At 61.2% G+C, this 14800-nt stretch carries 16 protein-coding genes, 1 tRNA gene and 1 pseudogene; 14 read left to right on the top strand and 4 right to left on the bottom strand.

The annotated features are described in order from the left end of the window. Nucleotides 1-631: 631 nt before the first annotated feature. The 11 genes and pseudogenes from CO731_RS18635 to CO731_RS18685 all read left to right on the top strand — a co-directional run bounded on the left by CO731_RS18635 (nucleotide 632) and on the right by CO731_RS18685 (nucleotide 8657). Nucleotides 632-1486 (top strand): LuxR C-terminal-related transcriptional regulator, encoded by an 855-nt coding sequence (locus CO731_RS18635; protein WP_245439403.1) that lies wholly within the window; start codon nucleotides 632-634, stop codon nucleotides 1484-1486. A gap of 7 nt (nucleotides 1487-1493) precedes the next feature. Next, on the top strand, nucleotides 1494-1637 hold the full coding sequence (locus tag CO731_RS28790; protein WP_159091661.1) for a hypothetical protein: 144 nt from the start codon (nucleotides 1494-1496) through the stop codon (nucleotides 1635-1637). A gap of 27 nt (nucleotides 1638-1664) precedes the next feature. Continuing rightward, nucleotides 1665-1887, top strand: a pseudogene (locus CO731_RS29355) (IS110 family transposase); the annotation flags it as partial. An 86-nt stretch (nucleotides 1888-1973) separates the two neighbouring features. After that, a protein-coding gene (locus tag CO731_RS18650; RefSeq protein WP_108606636.1) for an IS3 family transposase occupies nucleotides 1974-3337 on the top strand; the annotation gives its coding sequence in 2 pieces (ribosomal slippage) (nucleotides 1974-2321 and nucleotides 2324-3337; 1362 coding nt in all). Nucleotides 3338-3382: 45 nt separating this feature from the next. Beyond that, nucleotides 3383-4699: a P-type conjugative transfer protein TrbL gene (gene trbL / locus CO731_RS18655; RefSeq protein WP_108608294.1), complete on the top strand. Its 1317-nt coding sequence runs from the start codon at nucleotides 3383-3385 to the stop codon at nucleotides 4697-4699. Continuing rightward, nucleotides 4696-5385: a conjugal transfer protein TrbF gene (gene trbF, locus CO731_RS18660; protein ID WP_108679455.1), complete on the top strand. Its 690-nt coding sequence runs from the start codon at nucleotides 4696-4698 to the stop codon at nucleotides 5383-5385. Before trbL ends, trbF begins: the two co-directional genes overlap by 4 nt. Continuing rightward, nucleotides 5382-6362, top strand: coding sequence for a P-type conjugative transfer protein TrbG (gene trbG / locus CO731_RS18665; protein WP_108608296.1), 981 nt, complete (start codon nucleotides 5382-5384; stop codon nucleotides 6360-6362). Before trbF ends, trbG begins: the two co-directional genes overlap by 4 nt. After that, nucleotides 6359-7495: a TrbI/VirB10 family protein gene (locus CO731_RS18670; protein WP_108608297.1), complete on the top strand. Its 1137-nt coding sequence runs from the start codon at nucleotides 6359-6361 to the stop codon at nucleotides 7493-7495. The genes trbG and CO731_RS18670 overlap by 4 nt, the downstream gene beginning before the upstream one ends. Further along, nucleotides 7495-7725 carry a DUF2274 domain-containing protein gene (locus CO731_RS18675; RefSeq protein ID WP_199914490.1) on the top strand — a complete coding sequence of 77 codons (231 nt, stop codon included), beginning with the start codon at nucleotides 7495-7497 and terminating at the stop codon, nucleotides 7723-7725. Before CO731_RS18670 ends, CO731_RS18675 begins: the two co-directional genes overlap by 1 nt. 431 nt (nucleotides 7726-8156) lie before the next feature. Beyond that, on the top strand, nucleotides 8157-8381 hold the full coding sequence (locus tag CO731_RS18680) for a DNA-binding protein (protein ID WP_108609919.1): 225 nt from the start codon (nucleotides 8157-8159) through the stop codon (nucleotides 8379-8381). 69 nt (nucleotides 8382-8450) lie between these two features. Continuing rightward, complete coding sequence (locus CO731_RS18685) at nucleotides 8451-8657, top strand: JAB domain-containing protein (protein WP_256371673.1); 207 nt, start codon at nucleotides 8451-8453, stop codon at nucleotides 8655-8657. 101 nt (nucleotides 8658-8758) lie between these two features. Here the strand turns inward: CO731_RS18685 and tig are convergent, their stop codons facing one another. After that, a complete protein-coding gene (gene tig / locus CO731_RS18690) occupies nucleotides 8759-10219 on the bottom strand; it encodes a trigger factor (protein WP_108609920.1) in 1461 nt (486 codons plus the stop codon). A 343-nt stretch (nucleotides 10220-10562) separates the two neighbouring features. On the opposite strand from tig, the gene CO731_RS18695 reads away from it, so the two are divergent. After that, nucleotides 10563-10647 (top strand) — tRNA-Leu (locus CO731_RS18695). Between the two features lie 68 nt (nucleotides 10648-10715). On the opposite strand, the gene CO731_RS18700 is transcribed toward CO731_RS18695, so the two are convergent. The 3 genes from CO731_RS18700 to CO731_RS18710 form a co-directional block, all read right to left on the bottom strand. Further along, entirely contained in the window at nucleotides 10716-11987 is a 1272-nt protein-coding gene (locus tag CO731_RS18700) for a glycosyltransferase family 4 protein (protein ID WP_108608298.1), read from the bottom strand. A gap of 85 nt (nucleotides 11988-12072) precedes the next feature. After that, complete coding sequence (locus CO731_RS18705) at nucleotides 12073-12684, bottom strand: GDYXXLXY domain-containing protein (RefSeq protein WP_108608299.1); 612 nt, start codon at nucleotides 12682-12684, stop codon at nucleotides 12073-12075. Then, nucleotides 12681-13784: a DUF2157 domain-containing protein gene (locus tag CO731_RS18710; protein WP_108608300.1), complete on the bottom strand. Its 1104-nt coding sequence runs from the start codon at nucleotides 13782-13784 to the stop codon at nucleotides 12681-12683. Before CO731_RS18710 ends, CO731_RS18705 begins: the two co-directional genes overlap by 4 nt. A 221-nt stretch (nucleotides 13785-14005) precedes the next feature. Between CO731_RS18710 and CO731_RS18715 the strand changes: the two genes are divergently transcribed. Continuing rightward, a complete protein-coding gene (locus CO731_RS18715; protein WP_082496386.1) occupies nucleotides 14006-14146 on the top strand; it encodes a DUF1127 domain-containing protein in 141 nt (46 codons plus the stop codon). 51 nt (nucleotides 14147-14197) lie between these two features. After that, complete coding sequence (locus CO731_RS18720; protein ID WP_018427695.1) at nucleotides 14198-14338, top strand: DUF1127 domain-containing protein; 141 nt, start codon at nucleotides 14198-14200, stop codon at nucleotides 14336-14338. The last annotated feature ends 462 nt before the right edge of the window (nucleotides 14339-14800 follow it).

The following is a 14800-nucleotide window of genomic DNA, read 5'->3' on the forward strand; positions in this document are numbered from 1 at the left end:
GCCTAGACGACCGCCGTTTGAATTCCTGCTATTCTGGGTTTTAAGCCCCATTGCGGCTGCATTCGATGCATTGGACTGCGCCACGGATGCATTGGACTGCGCCACGCCCCGCCTATTGGAGCCGGAAAAGTCTGCGTCCATCATCGTGAAATTGTAAGCCAACAGTTAGCGCTAGGCTGTTTGAGCAATTTAGCGAGCTAGAGCTCGCGAGATGATCTAGCTAATGCCGTCAAATGAATCGACATTTCTGTCTCAAGCAGCGCACCGTGTGGGCAAAAATGTCCCCAAACGCTCGATAGAGCGAGCTATGTCGCCTGATCACCACAGCGTTCGTTTCCTTTAGGCCCGGCGTCAGCCCTCAAACGCGACCAAGCCTAGACCCACAACCTGTCCGAAACCGTCCAGGCCATTCTGTCGGCCGGGTTCGAAGGTGCTGCGCGCTCCACACTAAGCGCTGAAGTTCAACGCCCGAGAATTCATCGTCTTAGCGCATCATTCCAGCCGCCGGTTGCTCGGCGAAACGGGGTTCACTCCTAGACTTCGCATACTACCGGAGGGACTAGATCACAGCATCCGATAGCTAATTTTGCTTATACCGTGCCGTAAACAGGCAGTGTACGATCACCAAATAATGTTCTTTAACAAGCAGCACCTGTATTCGGTGGGGGACCTCATGTACCGAGTGGCTAGTCCCAGCGCACGCTGCACTAACGGAGCGGACGGCTCCGCGCAAAGAACCTGCAGGACGTTACTGATCGTTGCTCCGGCCGATTTCATCTCGGAGAGCCTGATCTATGCCATCGAACGCGAGTTTCACTGGATCACCGTCGATCAGGTGCCGACGCTGGCGGACGCCTGCGTGGGTTTTGATGCCCCTGTGTCGCTGATCCTGGTGGAGGCCAAGCAACTGGCGGAGATCGCATTCCAGTCCGAGCTGCTCTCTCTCCTGCATCCGTTAGCGCAGATCGTGCTGATCCAGGAAGACCGCAGGCAGGAAGTATCGATCCGCGAAGTGCTCATAGCACGCAATGTGCGTGGCGTCCTGCCGATGAACCTCAAGCTCGACGTTTGGTTGGCAGCGTTGCTCCTGGTTTTGCAGGGCGGCGAGTATTTTCCACGGTCCCTATTCGAGCCGATCGTCGAGCGGCGGCGCGCTGGGAATGCCGAGCCCATCGTCAAACTCGAAGCTCCTGCACCAAAGCAGCAGGTCGCTCAGGACGAGGCCACCGCCTATTTCAGCGAGTTGACGAAAGACGAATTGCTGACTCTGGCCATGGTTGCCCGTGGCCTGCAGAACAAGCTCATTGCAGCGGCGCGCGGGCTTTCCGAGCGCAGGGTCAATAGCCACCTGCACAACATCATTACCAAGCTCAGCGTACACAACCGCACCGAAGCAGTAGCAGTCTTTCTCAAACGGCGGGAGAGTGAGGGAGAACGACGCACGAGTGACGTGGTAGCGTCTCGCCTGCAGCAAACGTTGTCATGAGAGCAAGATGCCGCGTTTCCAGGATGTCCTGCTTACCGTTGGCCAGCTCAACTATACCTGGACCAACACCGAAAGCCTGTGGAGTGGAGTGATGATGTGGACGCCCCGACCCGACGGCATCGGTGTGCCAAGATGTTATGATCAGCCTTGATCATCACGCAGGGAAGGAGCATCCACGATGGAAATTTGCACGATTGGGGTCGATCTGGCCAAGGTCCACGGGATCGATGATGCCGGCCAGGTTCTGGTCCGGCGCGCCTTGCGGCGCAGGGAGATGTTGAGCTTCTTCGGTAAGCTCGCTCCGTGCCTGATCGGGATGGAGGCTTGCGCGATTGCGCAAGGGGCGCGAGCTCGCCCGTCTGGGACATGAGGTGCGGTTAATGCCGCCCGCCTATGTGAAGCTGTCCCCCGTCAGCGGCTATGGCACAGATTTGAGGTTGTGATTTAAGGAGGATTTGGGCTTCGTCGTAGTGACGAAGGAACGAAGATGAAGCCCAAATCCTCCAATTCAAAATCACCGACCAAGCCCCCTGCAGAGCGGGTGGTCAAGGACATCCGGCGTCAGACCCGCCGCCACTTCTCGGCCGAAGACAAGATCCGCATCGTGCTTGAAGGTCTTCGCGGTGACGACAGTATCGCCGAGTTGTGCCGCAAAGAGGGCATCGCGCAGAGTCTGTACTACAGCTGGTCCAAGGAGTTCATGGAAGCCGGCAAACGCCGCCTGGCCGGGGACACCGCCCGTGCGGCGACCTCCGGTGACGTGCAGGACTTGCGCCGCGAAGCCCGTGCGCTGAAGGAGTGCGTGGCGGACCTGACGCTGGAAAACCGCTTGCTTAAAAAAAGCATGATCGCGGATGGGGGCGACGACGAATGAGGTATCCCGCATCCGAGAAGCTGGAGATCATCCGTATCGTCGAGCAGTCGCACCTGCCGGCCAGGCGGACGCTGGACCAGCTCGGCATTGCCCGCCGGACCTTCTACCGCTGGTATGACCGCTACCGGGAAGGTGGGCCGGAAGCGCTGGAGGATCGCCCTTCGGCGCCGAACCGGGTGTGGAACCGCATTGGCGAGGACATCCAGGACCAGATCGTCGAGATGGCGTTGGAGGCGACCGACCTCAGCCCACGCGAACTGGCCGTGCGCTTCACCGACGAGAAACACTACTTCGTGTCGGAAGCCACGGTCTACCGGTTGCTCAAGGCCCATGACCTGATCACCAGCCCAGCCTATACGGTAATCAAGGCGGCCGATCAGTTCCACACCAAGACCACGCGGCCGAACGAGATGTGGCAGACCGACTTCACCTACTTCAAGATCATCGGGTGGGGCTGGATGTACCTCTCGACGGTGCTTGACGACTTCTCGCGCTACATCATCGCCTGGAAGCTATGCACCAACATGCGGGCCGAGGACGTGACCGACACACTGGACCTCGCGCTCGCCGCCTCGGGCTGCGACAGCGCCACCGTTCTACACAAACCCAGGCTGCTATCGGACAATGGCCCCAGCTACATCGCGGGCGAGCTGGCCGAATACATCGAGGCCAACAAGATGAGCCATGTGCGCGGCGCGCCGTGCCACCCGCAGACCCAAGGCAAGATCGAGCGCTGGCACCAGACCCTGAAGAACCGCATCCTGTTGGAGAACTACTTCCTGCCCGGCGACCTCGAAGCCCAGATCGAGGCCTTCGTCGAGCACTACAACAACCAGCGTTACCACGAGAGCCTGGCCAACGTGACGCCTGCCGATGTCTACTTCGGCAGGGCACAGGCCATCATCAAACAGCGCGAAAGGATCAAACGAAAAACCATCGAATATCGGCGCTTGCAGCACCGCAAGCTCGCAGCCTAACATCAAATCCCAGACGAGGCCCGCTCTCCGCTAGTCTACGCCCCAATCTGCGCCAAATGTTCTGACGACGGACACGACAGCGGATTTGGCCTGCTCGGCGGAGAAGTCGCCTTCATCGCCACCACGCTGATTGTCATTGACGTGACGCTGGCGGCTCTGTTCTGGAGCTGGGGCGCTGACGACGACATCATTGCACGGCTGGTCAAGAAGACACTGTTTGTCGGCGTCTTCGCCTACCTCATCTCCAACTGGAACAATCTCGCAAACATCGTCTTCGACAGTTTCGCGGGCCTCGGCCTCAAGGGCTCCGGCACGGGATTTTCGACGGCGGACCTGATGCGTCCCGGCAAGGTGGCACAAACCGGGCTGGATGCGGCCCGGCCGCTGCTTGAGTCCATCTCCGACTTGATGGGATGGGTCGCTTTCTTCGAGAACTTCATCCAGATCGCCTGCCTGCTCTTCGCATGGGCGCTGGTCATCCTCGCCTTCTTCATTCTGGCAATCCAGCTCTTCGTCACGCTGATCGAGTTCAAGCTGACCACGCTGGCCGGCTTCGTGCTGATCCCCTTCGGCCTGTTCGGCAAGACCGCCTTCATGGCGGAACGTGTGCTCGGAAACGTTGTGTCCTCCGGTATCAAAGTGCTGGTGCTTGCCTTGATCATCGGCATCGGCTCGACATTGTTCAGCCAGTTCACCCAAGGCTTTGGCGGCCAGACCCCGAGCATCGACGAAGCCATGGCTGTCGTGCTCGCCGCCCTGTCGCTGCTTGGTCTCGGCATCTTCGGTCCCGGCATTGCGTCGGGGCTAGTCAGCGGTGGACCCCAGCTTGGCGCCGGGGCGGCGGTGGGCACGGGTCTTGCCGCAGGTGGTATGACGCTGGCCGCTGCTGGTCTTGCGGCGAAGGGCGGCGCTGCCGCTGTCTCGGCTGGCGCGGCAGCCGCCCGTGGCGGTGCATCCGCCGCTGGCGCGGCATCTTCTGCTTATTCACTCGCATCCCTCGGTCAGTCCGGAGCGGCCGGCAGCGTATCCGGACTCGGGGGCGTCGCACATGCCGCAGGAAACGCGGCGACATCGCCGCTTCGCAGGGCTGCCGCTAGCGTCAAGTCAAGCTTCGCCGAAGGCATCAAGGCCGGCTTCAGCTCGACCGGCGGCTCCTCGACCATGGGCTCGGTCGGAGGCGCGAGTGAAACTGCGGGCGGTTCCGCCATCCATGCGCCCAGCCCACCGCCCGGCTGGGCGCAGCGTATGAGCCGGTCCGGCCACATGGGCCATGCCGTCCAGACAACCGCGCACGCCATCCGCTCCGGAGACAGCCATGCATCCGCCTCTTCCGTCAACCTTCAAACAAGTGATCGTTCATGAACCTCTTCTCGCGACCCGCCGCGCATTACGGCAAGACACCTCAACCCGAGACTCCATATCAAAAGGCCGCGCAGATCTGGGACGAACGTATCGGCTCAGCCCGCGTCCAGGCCAAGAACTGGCGCTACATGGCATTTGGATCGCTGATCCTGTCTGGCGGGTTCGCAGCAGCACTCTTCTGGCAGTCGGCGCGGGGAACTGTCGTACCCTGGGTCGTGCAAGTCGACAATCTTGGTCAGGCGCAGGCTGTCGTACCAGCAAGCGCCGACTATCGTCCGACCGATCCGCAGATCGCATGGCATCTCGCCCGCTTCATCGAACAGGTCCGCTCGATCCCGGCTGACCCGATCATCGTCCGGCAGAACTGGCTGCGCGCCTATGAATGGACCACGGATCGTGGTGCTGCAGCGCTCAACGACTTCGCTCGCACCAATGACCCATTCACCAAGGTCGGCAAGCAACAGATCGCCGTCGAGGTCTCCTCGGTCATCCGCGCCTCGCCGGACTCGTTTCGCGTCGCCTGGACCGAGCGCCACTACGAGGGCGGGAAGCTCTCTACGACCCAGCGCTGGACTGCGATCCTGACCAACGTGATCCAGCCGCCACGCGATGCCGAAAGGCTCCGTGCAAATCCGCTCGGCATCTACGTCAACGCCATCAATTGGTCGCAGGAGATGAGCCAATGAATCGGCCCAAGATCCGTCCAGGCAGCAATCTGACCTTCCGCAAATCGGTAGTTCCAGTCCTTTTGCTTTCCGCCACGCTCGCGAGTTGCGCAACCAGCAAACCGCCTATGGTCAGCTACGACGCCGACGTGCCGCCCCTCCCGGCGATCCCCATGGCTGCGGCAGATGACAAGCCGAAGCCTCTCCATACCCCGCCAGAATGGACCCCAGCACGTGGCGGCACAGTTGCCTCGACACCGACAGCGCGTGTCGAAAATGCCAATGTCGCCGCGCGCGTCCAACCGCGCCGCGAAGGCTATTACAATGCCATCCAGATCTACCCCTGGAGCGAAGGCGCTCTCTATCAAGTCTATGCAGCTCCAGGGCAGATCACCAATATCGCGCTCGAGTTCGGTGAGAACCTGACCGGCGCAGGCCCAATCGCTGCGGGCGACACCGCCCGCTGGATCATCGGAGACACCGAAAGCGGTAGCGGGATCGCCCGGCGAGTCCATGTGTTGGTAAAACCTACCCGCGCCGACATCTCGACCAACCTCGTCATCACCACCGACCGGCGCACCTACATGATCGAGCTGCGTTCCGGGGAAACGCCCTACATGCCGGCGGTGGCCTGGACTTATCCGAAGCCACCTGCCGCACAGCGCCAGACCGTTCCGGCAACGCCCCTCATACCGGCCGTCGCGGCGCGTAACTATCGCTATGGTCTCACAGGCGACAGTCCTCCGTGGAGGCCGGTCGCTGTCTATGACGACGGCAGGCGCGTCTTTGTCGAGTTTCCACGCGGCATCGTGCAGGGCGAGATGCCGCCACTCCTGGTCATCGGCCCGGACGGCGAATCCCAGATCGCCAACAGCCGCATCTACCAACACATCCTGATCGTCGATCGCCTGTTCGGCGCAGCCGAGTTGCGTCTTGGCAGCGGCGATCGGCAGCCGACCGTCAGGATTGTACGCACGGATGGAAGGCGATCGTCATGAGCGAAATGGACTCGATGCGCCTTCGCGCCGAACCGCCGCGCATTACCCGTCTGTCACCCAAGGTCATCGTCGGCGTCGGCGTCGCAGCCTCGCTCGGCATCGGCGGGGCACTAATCTATGCGCTTCAGACGCACGTCCCAGGTGCCGACGATCAAGAGCTTTACTCGACCGCCAATCGGCAGCCCGCCGATGGTCTCGCCGGCCTGCCGCGCGACTATAGCGGCCCGATCCTCGGGCCGGCACTGCCAGGCGACCTCGGCCGGCCTATCCTCAACGCATTGAACCGGGGGCAACCCGTCGTGCCGCCCGCGATCATGGTCCCGGCTGTTGACGAGGCGGAACAACGCCGGCGCGCTGAGGAAGAGGCCGCACGGACCAGCGCCGTCTTTTTCCAGTCACGGGGAGGATCGGCCGCAACGGTCGGGACGGAAGAACCGGCGTCGGGCTTTCCGGGCGCTGGCCTGGCAGGCCAGCTTGGCGAGCAGACCCCGCAGGACAAGCAACTGGCTTTCCTCAACGCCGCCACCGACAGACGCACAGTGGCGCGCGACCGCGTCACGTCGCCGGCATCGCCCTTCGTTCTCCAGGCCGGCGCCGTCATCCCGGCAGCCCTCATCACCGGCATCAGGTCCGATCTACCCGGTCAGGTCACCGCGCAGGTAACGGAGAACATTTACGACAGTCCAACCGGTCGCGCCCTGCTCGTGCCCCAGGGCACGCGGATCATCGGGCAGTATGACAACAACGTCCAATTCGGCCAACGCCGCGCGCTTCTTGTCTGGAACAGGCTCATTTTTCCGACTGGCCATTCCATAGTTCTCGAGCGTCAGCCGGGCGCCGATACGCAAGGCAATGCAGGCCTTGAGGATGGGGTCGACTATCACTGGTGGGATCTGGCCAAAGCCGCCGGTCTCTCCACGTTGCTAGCTGCCGGTGCGGAGTTGGCGATCGACGACGAGAACCGGCTGTTGCGCGCAATTCGCGATGGAGCGCAGGACACGATCAACGACGCCGGCCAGCAGATCATCCGCAGACAGCTTACCGTAGCGCCGACGCTGACTATCCGGCCAGGCTTCCCGGTACGCGTCATTGTCACGCGCGATCTCGTGCTCGAGCCCTATGGAGCAACATAATGACCAAGCTGAAGTTGGGTCCCATCGCCGACGACAGGCCCGTCAAGGTGACGGTGGAGCTTCCAGCGTCACTGCATCGCGATCTCAAGACTTATGCGGAAATCCTCGGCCGCGAGAGCGGTCAGTCGGCAACCGAGCCCGCCCGTCTGATCGTACCGATGCTCCAGCGCTTTATCGCGACAGATCGAGGGTTTGCGAAGGCTCGGCGGAACTCCTATCCAGATCCGTGACGCGGGCGCAACTGCTGTTGCGGGAAGATGTGACTGGTATTCGACATCGAGGGATTTTCTAGGTCAACGACGCTTGGGATTGAGTTGAAACGAGCTGGCTCGGCGGAGGTCCACGATCGTCAACATGTCGTCAGGCAGCGGACGCTGCAGTTTGCTTGCCTCTGCCCAAGGCGCTGTCAGCCACGTTTCAATCTCGGCGGCTCGACCAGGCGGAGGGGCTTTGCGATTTTGGTCAGCAGTTCAGCCGATTTCTATCCGGCCATATCCGTTGTTACTACTCCCCTCCTCCGCGTGTTCCATTTCTCGTCCATAGACCCCAATAGACGAGCAAATGCATGATCAACGGTTCGGGAGTGTGCCCGAGCCTGCTGCAGGAAGTGGTTTGCGATGCCACCAGCAGTGCTGCCGGCGGCGAACAATTGGAGGCCTTGATGGATGACAGGAAATATCTGACCGATGAGGAATTGTCGGAGCGCTACCGTGGGAGCATTTCCGTTGGCACGCTGCGAAACTGGCGAGCCATGAGGATTGGACCGACGTACATCAAAATCGGAAAAGCAGTGCTGTATCCAATCGAGGAGCTTGAGATGTGGGATCGGAAAAATACCGTGGCGTGCCGTGCGTCAAGGCGACTGACGATGAACGCTGGTGAGTGAGCGTGATGATCACGGAGGACAACCGCAAAACCGCTCCCAGAAGCAGCACCCATGCTATGAGCCAGAAATATATTCTCTTTACTTTTCAGCATGATGACTGGATCCGTTCGGGAGGTCCACAACCATCCTTCCGGCGACCCGACGCCGTCGCGTGCCGACATCGACATGACCAGGACCATCATCGACACCGCCAAGCCACTCGGCATCGCGGTGCATGACCACATCATCATCGGCAAGAACGGTTTTGCCAGCATGAAGGGGTTGCTGCTCATCTGACCCGATGGCCGGTCGCCCAGGCGGCGCCCTGCACCATCAGGAATCAAAAAGGCCGCCGGATCGCTCCAGCGGCCTTTTCGTTTCGTCTAAGGGACGGCGCCTTATTCGGCGTCGGCTTCCTTGGCCTTCTTCTTCGGAGCGGCCTTCTTCTTGGGCTCTTCGCCCTCAGCCTTGTCGGCCTTCTTGGCCGAAGCCTTCTTCGCCGGCTTTTCCGATGCCTCGTCCTCGTCGTCGGCGAGCAGCTCTTCCTTGCTCACCTTCTTGTCGGTGACGGTGATCTGCGACAGCAGGTGATCGACGACCTTCTCCTCGAACAGCGGCGCGCGCAGGTTGACCAGCGCCGACGGGTTGTTGCGGTAGAAGTCGAACACTTCCTGCTGCTGGCTGCCCGGGTAGCGGCGAACCGTGTCGAACAGGCCGCGCTGCAGCTCTTCGTCGTTGACCGTCACGCCAGCCTTTTCGCCGATCTCGGCCAGAACCAGGCCGAGGCGCACGCGACGCTCGGCAAGACGCTGATATTCGGCGCGGGCTTCTTCTTCAGTCGTCTCTTCGTCGGCGAAGGTACGGCCGGCGATCTCGAGATCGCGGGTCACCTGGCTCCAGATGTTGCCGAATTCGGCTTCGACGAGCTTGGAGGGCGCCTCGAACTGATACGAACCGTCGAGCTGGTCGAGCAGCTGGCGCTTGACCTTCTGGCGCGTCATGGCGCCGAACTGGTTCTCGATCTGGCCGCGAACGATGTCACGCAGCTTCTCCAGCGATTCCAGGCCGAGGTTCTTGGCAGTCTCGTCATTGACCTCGAGCTTGCCGGGAGCCGCGACTTCCTTGACGGTGACGTCGAAGGTCGCTTCCTTGCCGGCCAGATGGCTGGCCTGATAGTTTTCCGGGAAAGTCACGGTGACGAGCTTCTCGTCGCCGGCCTTGGCGCCGACCAGCTGGTCCTCGAAGCCGGGGATGAATTCCTTGGAACCGAGCACCAGCGGCTGGTCGCCACCCGTGCCGCCATCGAAGGCAACGCCGTCGATCTTGCCGACGTAGTCGATGGTGACGCGGTCGCCTTCGGCCGCCTTGCCGGTCTTCGGCTCATAGGAACGCGCCGATTCGGCTACGCGGTTGACCTGCTCGTCGATTTCGCTTTCCGGGACGTCATAGACCGGGCGCGACACCTTGATGTCGGAGAAGTCCTTGATCTCGATCGCCGGGATGACTTCGTAGCTCAGCGAGAACTCGAAATCGGCGCCGCCCTCGAGGATCTTCTCGGCTTCCTTCTCGTCCTCGGTCATCACCACGTCCGGCTGCATCGCAGCCTTTTCGCCGCGGTCGGAAATGATCGTGCGGGTCGAGTCGGTCAGGATCTCATTGACAACCTCGGCCATGAAGGACTTGCCGTAAACCTTGCGCAGGTGCTGCATCGGCACCTTGCCCGGACGGAAACCGTTGATGCGGACCTTGTCCTTGGCAGCCGAAAGCCGCTTCACGAGACGGGCTTCCATGTCGCCGGCAGGAACCGAGACCTTGATCTCGCGCTTGAGGCCGGAGTTGAGCGTTTCGGTGACCTGCATCATCAAACCTTTGTTTTACGTATGGCGCGGCTTGGACGGCTCCCTGCCGTTCCGCCTGCCGGAATTCGTTTGCCGGGGGTGGCTTCAAGTTCGCAAATCGGCATCCAAGGTCCGCCATATGCGGTCCGTTTGTTCCGCCGTCGTCCGAAGATTACGATAAGCTGTTGTTTTTTTGACTTCTTATCGCATCCTGCAGAGACGGGCCTTTGCGTCCCATCTTATTCGACAGGCCTTTTGTCACAGGCGGGGCCAATTTTCAACTATCTTCGCGGTTTCTCCCGGTCGAGGTGATTTCCGCTCCGAGATTGACAGAATGATGGCAGCATGGGATTGGCGTTCGCATGCGGATGTGGCGGAACTGGTAGACGCCCTGGATTTAGGTTCCAGTGCCGAGAGGCGTGTAGGTTCGACTCCTATCATCCGCACCAAAATCACCCTGCTGGCGGACTAGAAACCTCTTGGTAGAGAGTACCAGTCGGGCAGGACCCGACACCATTCACAATGGCGCCGTGCTGCCTCGCAATGCCGACGCATAGACGTCCAGAACGGCGTCCACCTTGCGCTCCCAATCAAATTCGGCGCGGACACGAAGCTGCGCCGCCTGCCCCATTGACGCCCTGAGATCCGGCGAACTGGCGAGCTTCCGCAATGCCTCCGCCAGACCGTCGATCAACGCATCAGGCGAAAGCGGCGGCACGAGTATGCCGCATTCCGTGTTGAGGTAATCCAGCGGCCCTCCCCAGGCAGTGGCGATCACCGGCTTGGAAAGCGCCATAGCCTCAAGGACGACAGCGCCTCCGCATTCATACAGGCTGGGAAGCACCAGGGCGTCTCGAGCGGCCAGGGCCTCGGCGCATTCCTTCTGGCTCAGCCATCCCGCAAAGCGCACCTTGCCCGCAGCCTCGTCCGAGGAAAGAAGGCCCAGTTCGCGGGCAAGCTTTTCCAGCCGCTCGCGAGCGTCCCCGTCCCCCATGATCAGCAGGCTCATGGGCGCAAGGTCCCTGGCCCGGGCAAACGCACGCAACAGCAGATCGACGCCCTTCCAGTCGACAAGACGCCCGGTGAAAACGAAGCGCGTATGCGAAGGTCCCGACTGCGGGTCTTGTGCGGCGGTTCCGCTCCACAGGGAAAAGTCCACGCCATTCTCGCAGATCTCGATGACCTTGCCACCCAGGCCACCAGGCAAGGCCATGCGACTACGCTGGTTGGCGACCATGACCACGCTCGCCAGGCGCTTGCCGGGGATGAGCCGGTTCATCACATTGGTCATCGCCCGGGCAGCGGCAACGGCATAATCCTCGAGCACGGAACTCCGATCGCGGAACCCCGGCGGAAATTCCATACCGCCATTCAGGGGGCCAACCACAACCGGCGCCCCAAGGCGAAAAAGCATCGACGGTTCACGAGGCGAGACAGGAATCGGCTGGTGGACGATTTGCACACCTTCTTCCACGACGAGACGGCGTGCTTCTTTGACCTGTCGTCGCTGCGTCAAAATCCGCATCAGATAGCCGGTCGAAAAATTCGCCACACGCTGCGGAAGAAATGCCCCAAGGCGCCAGAGAAGACGAATTAACGGCGTGTCGGGTGTGAATATCACCCGCGGGTCATTACCGAAGAGACCTTCGAGTTCTTCCCGCGTCCGTTCATGCACGATAAGCCAAACATCGTAATTTCTGTCACGCAGGATGCGGAAGTACTGCAACGGCAGAATGGCCTCACCGCCAAGACGGGCCGAAGCGTGCTCTGCAACAATGGCAATCTTCATTTCATGCAGACTTCTTTTGCAAAATTGACAGAGACATAATTCGTCTCGTTATTTCACACATTCCTGGCCTCTGGAAGCGAACGTCTCAATAAAGCGGTTCCTCGAACAGCATGGTCTCGCCGTCCATCAAAGCCTTGATCTGGCCGCTGCCGTCGCTGGCCACCGCTACCTTGATGCCAAAGCTGCGTAATTCGGGTTCCGCGCCGGAGTTACGCTTGCGCATCTCCTCCTCGATCGCCAGCCCCTCGCCTTCCGGCACGTAGAAACGCTCGATGCCGTAGTCGACGCCGATGGTCGAGCCCGGGGTCAGGCTCCAGCCATCGGACACGTGCCCGACCATGTCGACTTCGTCTGCGCCGGCGGGCGTTGCAGCAGCAGCGCCCAGCCATGCGGACGTCGCGCGCCAGTAGCCGTCAGCGTCCTTCTTCAGCCGCACGACGACGGGCCCTTCGGCCGTCGCCAGCTCGCCCTGGGGCAGGTTGGCGATATTCTCCACCTCTATGCGCGAAATGTCGTAGCCCAGCCGGACGTAGTCGCCGCGCAACAGATCGCGCGGGTCGACGGGCTCGACCTTGAGCAGCACTTCCTTGCCGTCGCGCAAGATCGCCGCACGTCCGGCGATCATCCAACCGAGGAAACCGATCTGCGCGAGCGCCAGCACGATGGCGGCAATGACGAGCTTGTAACGGGACATCATGCTGCTCCTCGGGCCGGTTCGGGCTTCATCCGTCGTTCGATGCGGATGATCGCATAAGCGAGCCCCGCCAGGATTATTGCCGCTGCGAAGAAGAAGCCGGCCGTGCCGAGCATCGAGCCGACTGTCACGAGATAGACAATCGCCAGTTCGAAGGCGAAGCCGACATAGGCGATCCAGCGCAAGCCGCGACTCTCGCGGCCAAGGAAGACGATGGTCGCGGCAATGACCGCCAGCGCGACGGCGGCGGCAATGACAAAACCCTGCTCGTCGAACCTGTCGAGCTGAACCATGCCCATACCAGAAAGGAAGCCGATCAGCGCATGCAGGGGCAGTCGCCCACCGAGTTGGACAAGGCGTTCCGCAGCGACAGGCGCCAGGGCCGCAACGGCGAGAAGCACCGCCGAGACCAGCGCAAGCACCAGGCCAACCTCCAGCGACTCATAGTGAAAGCCGAGCAGCACCGCATAGAGAATGACCGACAGCGCAATCAGATGCCGGGCAGCGCGGCTCTGCGTCCAGAACGACAGCGCCCAGAACGCCGCCATGAAGACGACGAAGAAATGCGGGAATTCCGAGCGACGGAAGATATCGAAGCCCTTCAGCACCAGCCAGGCGTCGGCGATGCCGACAGCTGCGACGGTCAGCGCGTTGGAGCGCAGCGCGGCAGCGGCAATCGCGGTGCCGATGCACCAGGTGACCACGGCCGCGCTTTCGTCGCCGGCGAAGTGGTACATCTGGCCGATCAGCGCGATCGAGCCACCGAACGCCGCGGCAGCGACCAGCCACAGCGCTTCGGCGATACCACCGTGGCCACGCTGCTTGAGCGAGGCGCCGCCGACATATCCGATAAAGATGACGGCGAACAAGGCGCCAACGCGAGCAATGCGCGGGATCGCTTCCCAGTTGGCGGCGACAAGAATGAGGATGGCGGCAGCAAACAAAAGAGCCGCCATGATCGCCAGGATCGAACCGAAATTGAGCCCGTTGCGCTCGCTGGCCTCGACGTCACGAACAAGCGCATCGCCGGTTGCCCGGTCAAGCAACCCGGTTTCGACCCATCGTCCGATGTCGTTCTTCACCTTGGTGGCATAGCTCGCCATAAGTCGCGTCCCCCCTACCGACTGCCTGTTGTGGCCAAGCCGTTGTGATCATGGCGAATTTCAGATTCGGTCGCAATTATGACCGAAGGCTTAATGCCCATTAATGCTGCAATGCACAAAACGCATTGCTGCCATGCGAGCATAGCGCTTCAATTTTGGGCAAGGCCATCCTATCTACGCCTCGTACACAGAAGAGAAAAGAAGACGAACGGAAAACGAAGATGAACCTGATCCGCAACTACCGCAACTGGCGCCGCTACCGTGACACCGTCTCCGAGCTGAGCCGCCTGTCGAACCGTGAACTGACCGACCTCGGCATCACCCGCAGCGACATCCACTTCGTCGCGCGTAAAGCCATCTAACCGAAACCGGGTCCACTGGACCCACCTGTCCGAACCGAAAAGAGAACTAAAATGAACTTGCTCCGCACTTACCGTAACTGGCGCGCTTATCGCGAGACGGTGAACGAGCTTGGCCGTCTGTCGAACCGCCAGCTTGCCGATCTCGGCATCAATCGTGGCGAGATCCAGTCGATCGCCCGCCGCGCAATCTAATTCAAGCTTTCCGTCAGCGCCGACCTCCTCCCCGGCAATGGCGGATCCGGTCAGCTTCTTCCTCCCGATAAGCTGACCACCTTAACACACCCGCCCGACCTCCTCCCCGGGCGGGTGTCGTTACCCGAGAGCTTCGCCCTCTTCGAACTGGCGACAAGAATTCTGCCTGCGCCGACCTCCTCCCCGGCAAAGGCGAATAGGTCAGCTTCCTCCTCCCAGAAGGCTGACCACTCAAAACGACACCTGCCGGATCCTCCTCCCCCGGCAGGTGTTGTTACCCCGAGAGCTTCGCCCTCTTCGAACTGGCGACAAGAATTCTGCCTGCGCCGACCTCCTCCCCGGCAAAGGCGAATAGGTCAGCTTCCTCCTCCCAGAAGGCTGACCACCCAAAACGACACCCGCCGGATCTCCTCCCCCGGCGGGTGTTGTTGTTTTGGGCCCGCGAAAGTTCCAATTCGGTCC

The sequence above is a fragment of the Aminobacter sp. MSH1 genome (genome assembly GCF_003071665.1).
GTDB lineage: Bacteria > Pseudomonadota > Alphaproteobacteria > Rhizobiales > Rhizobiaceae > Aminobacter > Aminobacter niigataensis.

Bases quoted from the DNA above. Each gene is read 5' to 3' on its own strand.
- CO731_RS18635 (WP_245439403.1), top strand. From the start codon at position 632: ATGTTCTTTAACAAGCAGCACCTGTATTCGGTGGGGGACCTCATGTAC.
- CO731_RS28790 (WP_159091661.1), top strand. From the start codon at position 1,494: ATGCCGCGTTTCCAGGATGTCCTGCTTACCGTTGGCCAGCTCAACTAT.
- trbF (WP_108679455.1), top strand. From the start codon at position 4,696: ATGAACCTCTTCTCGCGACCCGCCGCGCATTACGGCAAGACACCTCAA.
- trbG (WP_108608296.1), top strand. From the start codon at position 5,382: ATGAATCGGCCCAAGATCCGTCCAGGCAGCAATCTGACCTTCCGCAAA.
- CO731_RS18670 (WP_108608297.1), top strand. From the start codon at position 6,359: ATGAGCGAAATGGACTCGATGCGCCTTCGCGCCGAACCGCCGCGCATT.
- CO731_RS18675 (WP_199914490.1), top strand. From the start codon at position 7,495: ATGACCAAGCTGAAGTTGGGTCCCATCGCCGACGACAGGCCCGTCAAG.
- CO731_RS18680 (WP_108609919.1), top strand. From the start codon at position 8,157: ATGGATGACAGGAAATATCTGACCGATGAGGAATTGTCGGAGCGCTAC.
- tig (WP_108609920.1), bottom strand. From the start codon at position 10,219: ATGCAGGTCACCGAAACGCTCAACTCCGGCCTCAAGCGCGAGATCAAG.
- CO731_RS18700 (WP_108608298.1), bottom strand. From the start codon at position 11,987: ATGAAGATTGCCATTGTTGCAGAGCACGCTTCGGCCCGTCTTGGCGGT.
- CO731_RS18705 (WP_108608299.1), bottom strand. From the start codon at position 12,684: ATGATGTCCCGTTACAAGCTCGTCATTGCCGCCATCGTGCTGGCGCTC.
- CO731_RS18710 (WP_108608300.1), bottom strand. From the start codon at position 13,784: ATGGCGAGCTATGCCACCAAGGTGAAGAACGACATCGGACGATGGGTC.
- CO731_RS18715 (WP_082496386.1), top strand. From the start codon at position 14,006: ATGAACCTGATCCGCAACTACCGCAACTGGCGCCGCTACCGTGACACC.
- CO731_RS18720 (WP_018427695.1), top strand. From the start codon at position 14,198: ATGAACTTGCTCCGCACTTACCGTAACTGGCGCGCTTATCGCGAGACG.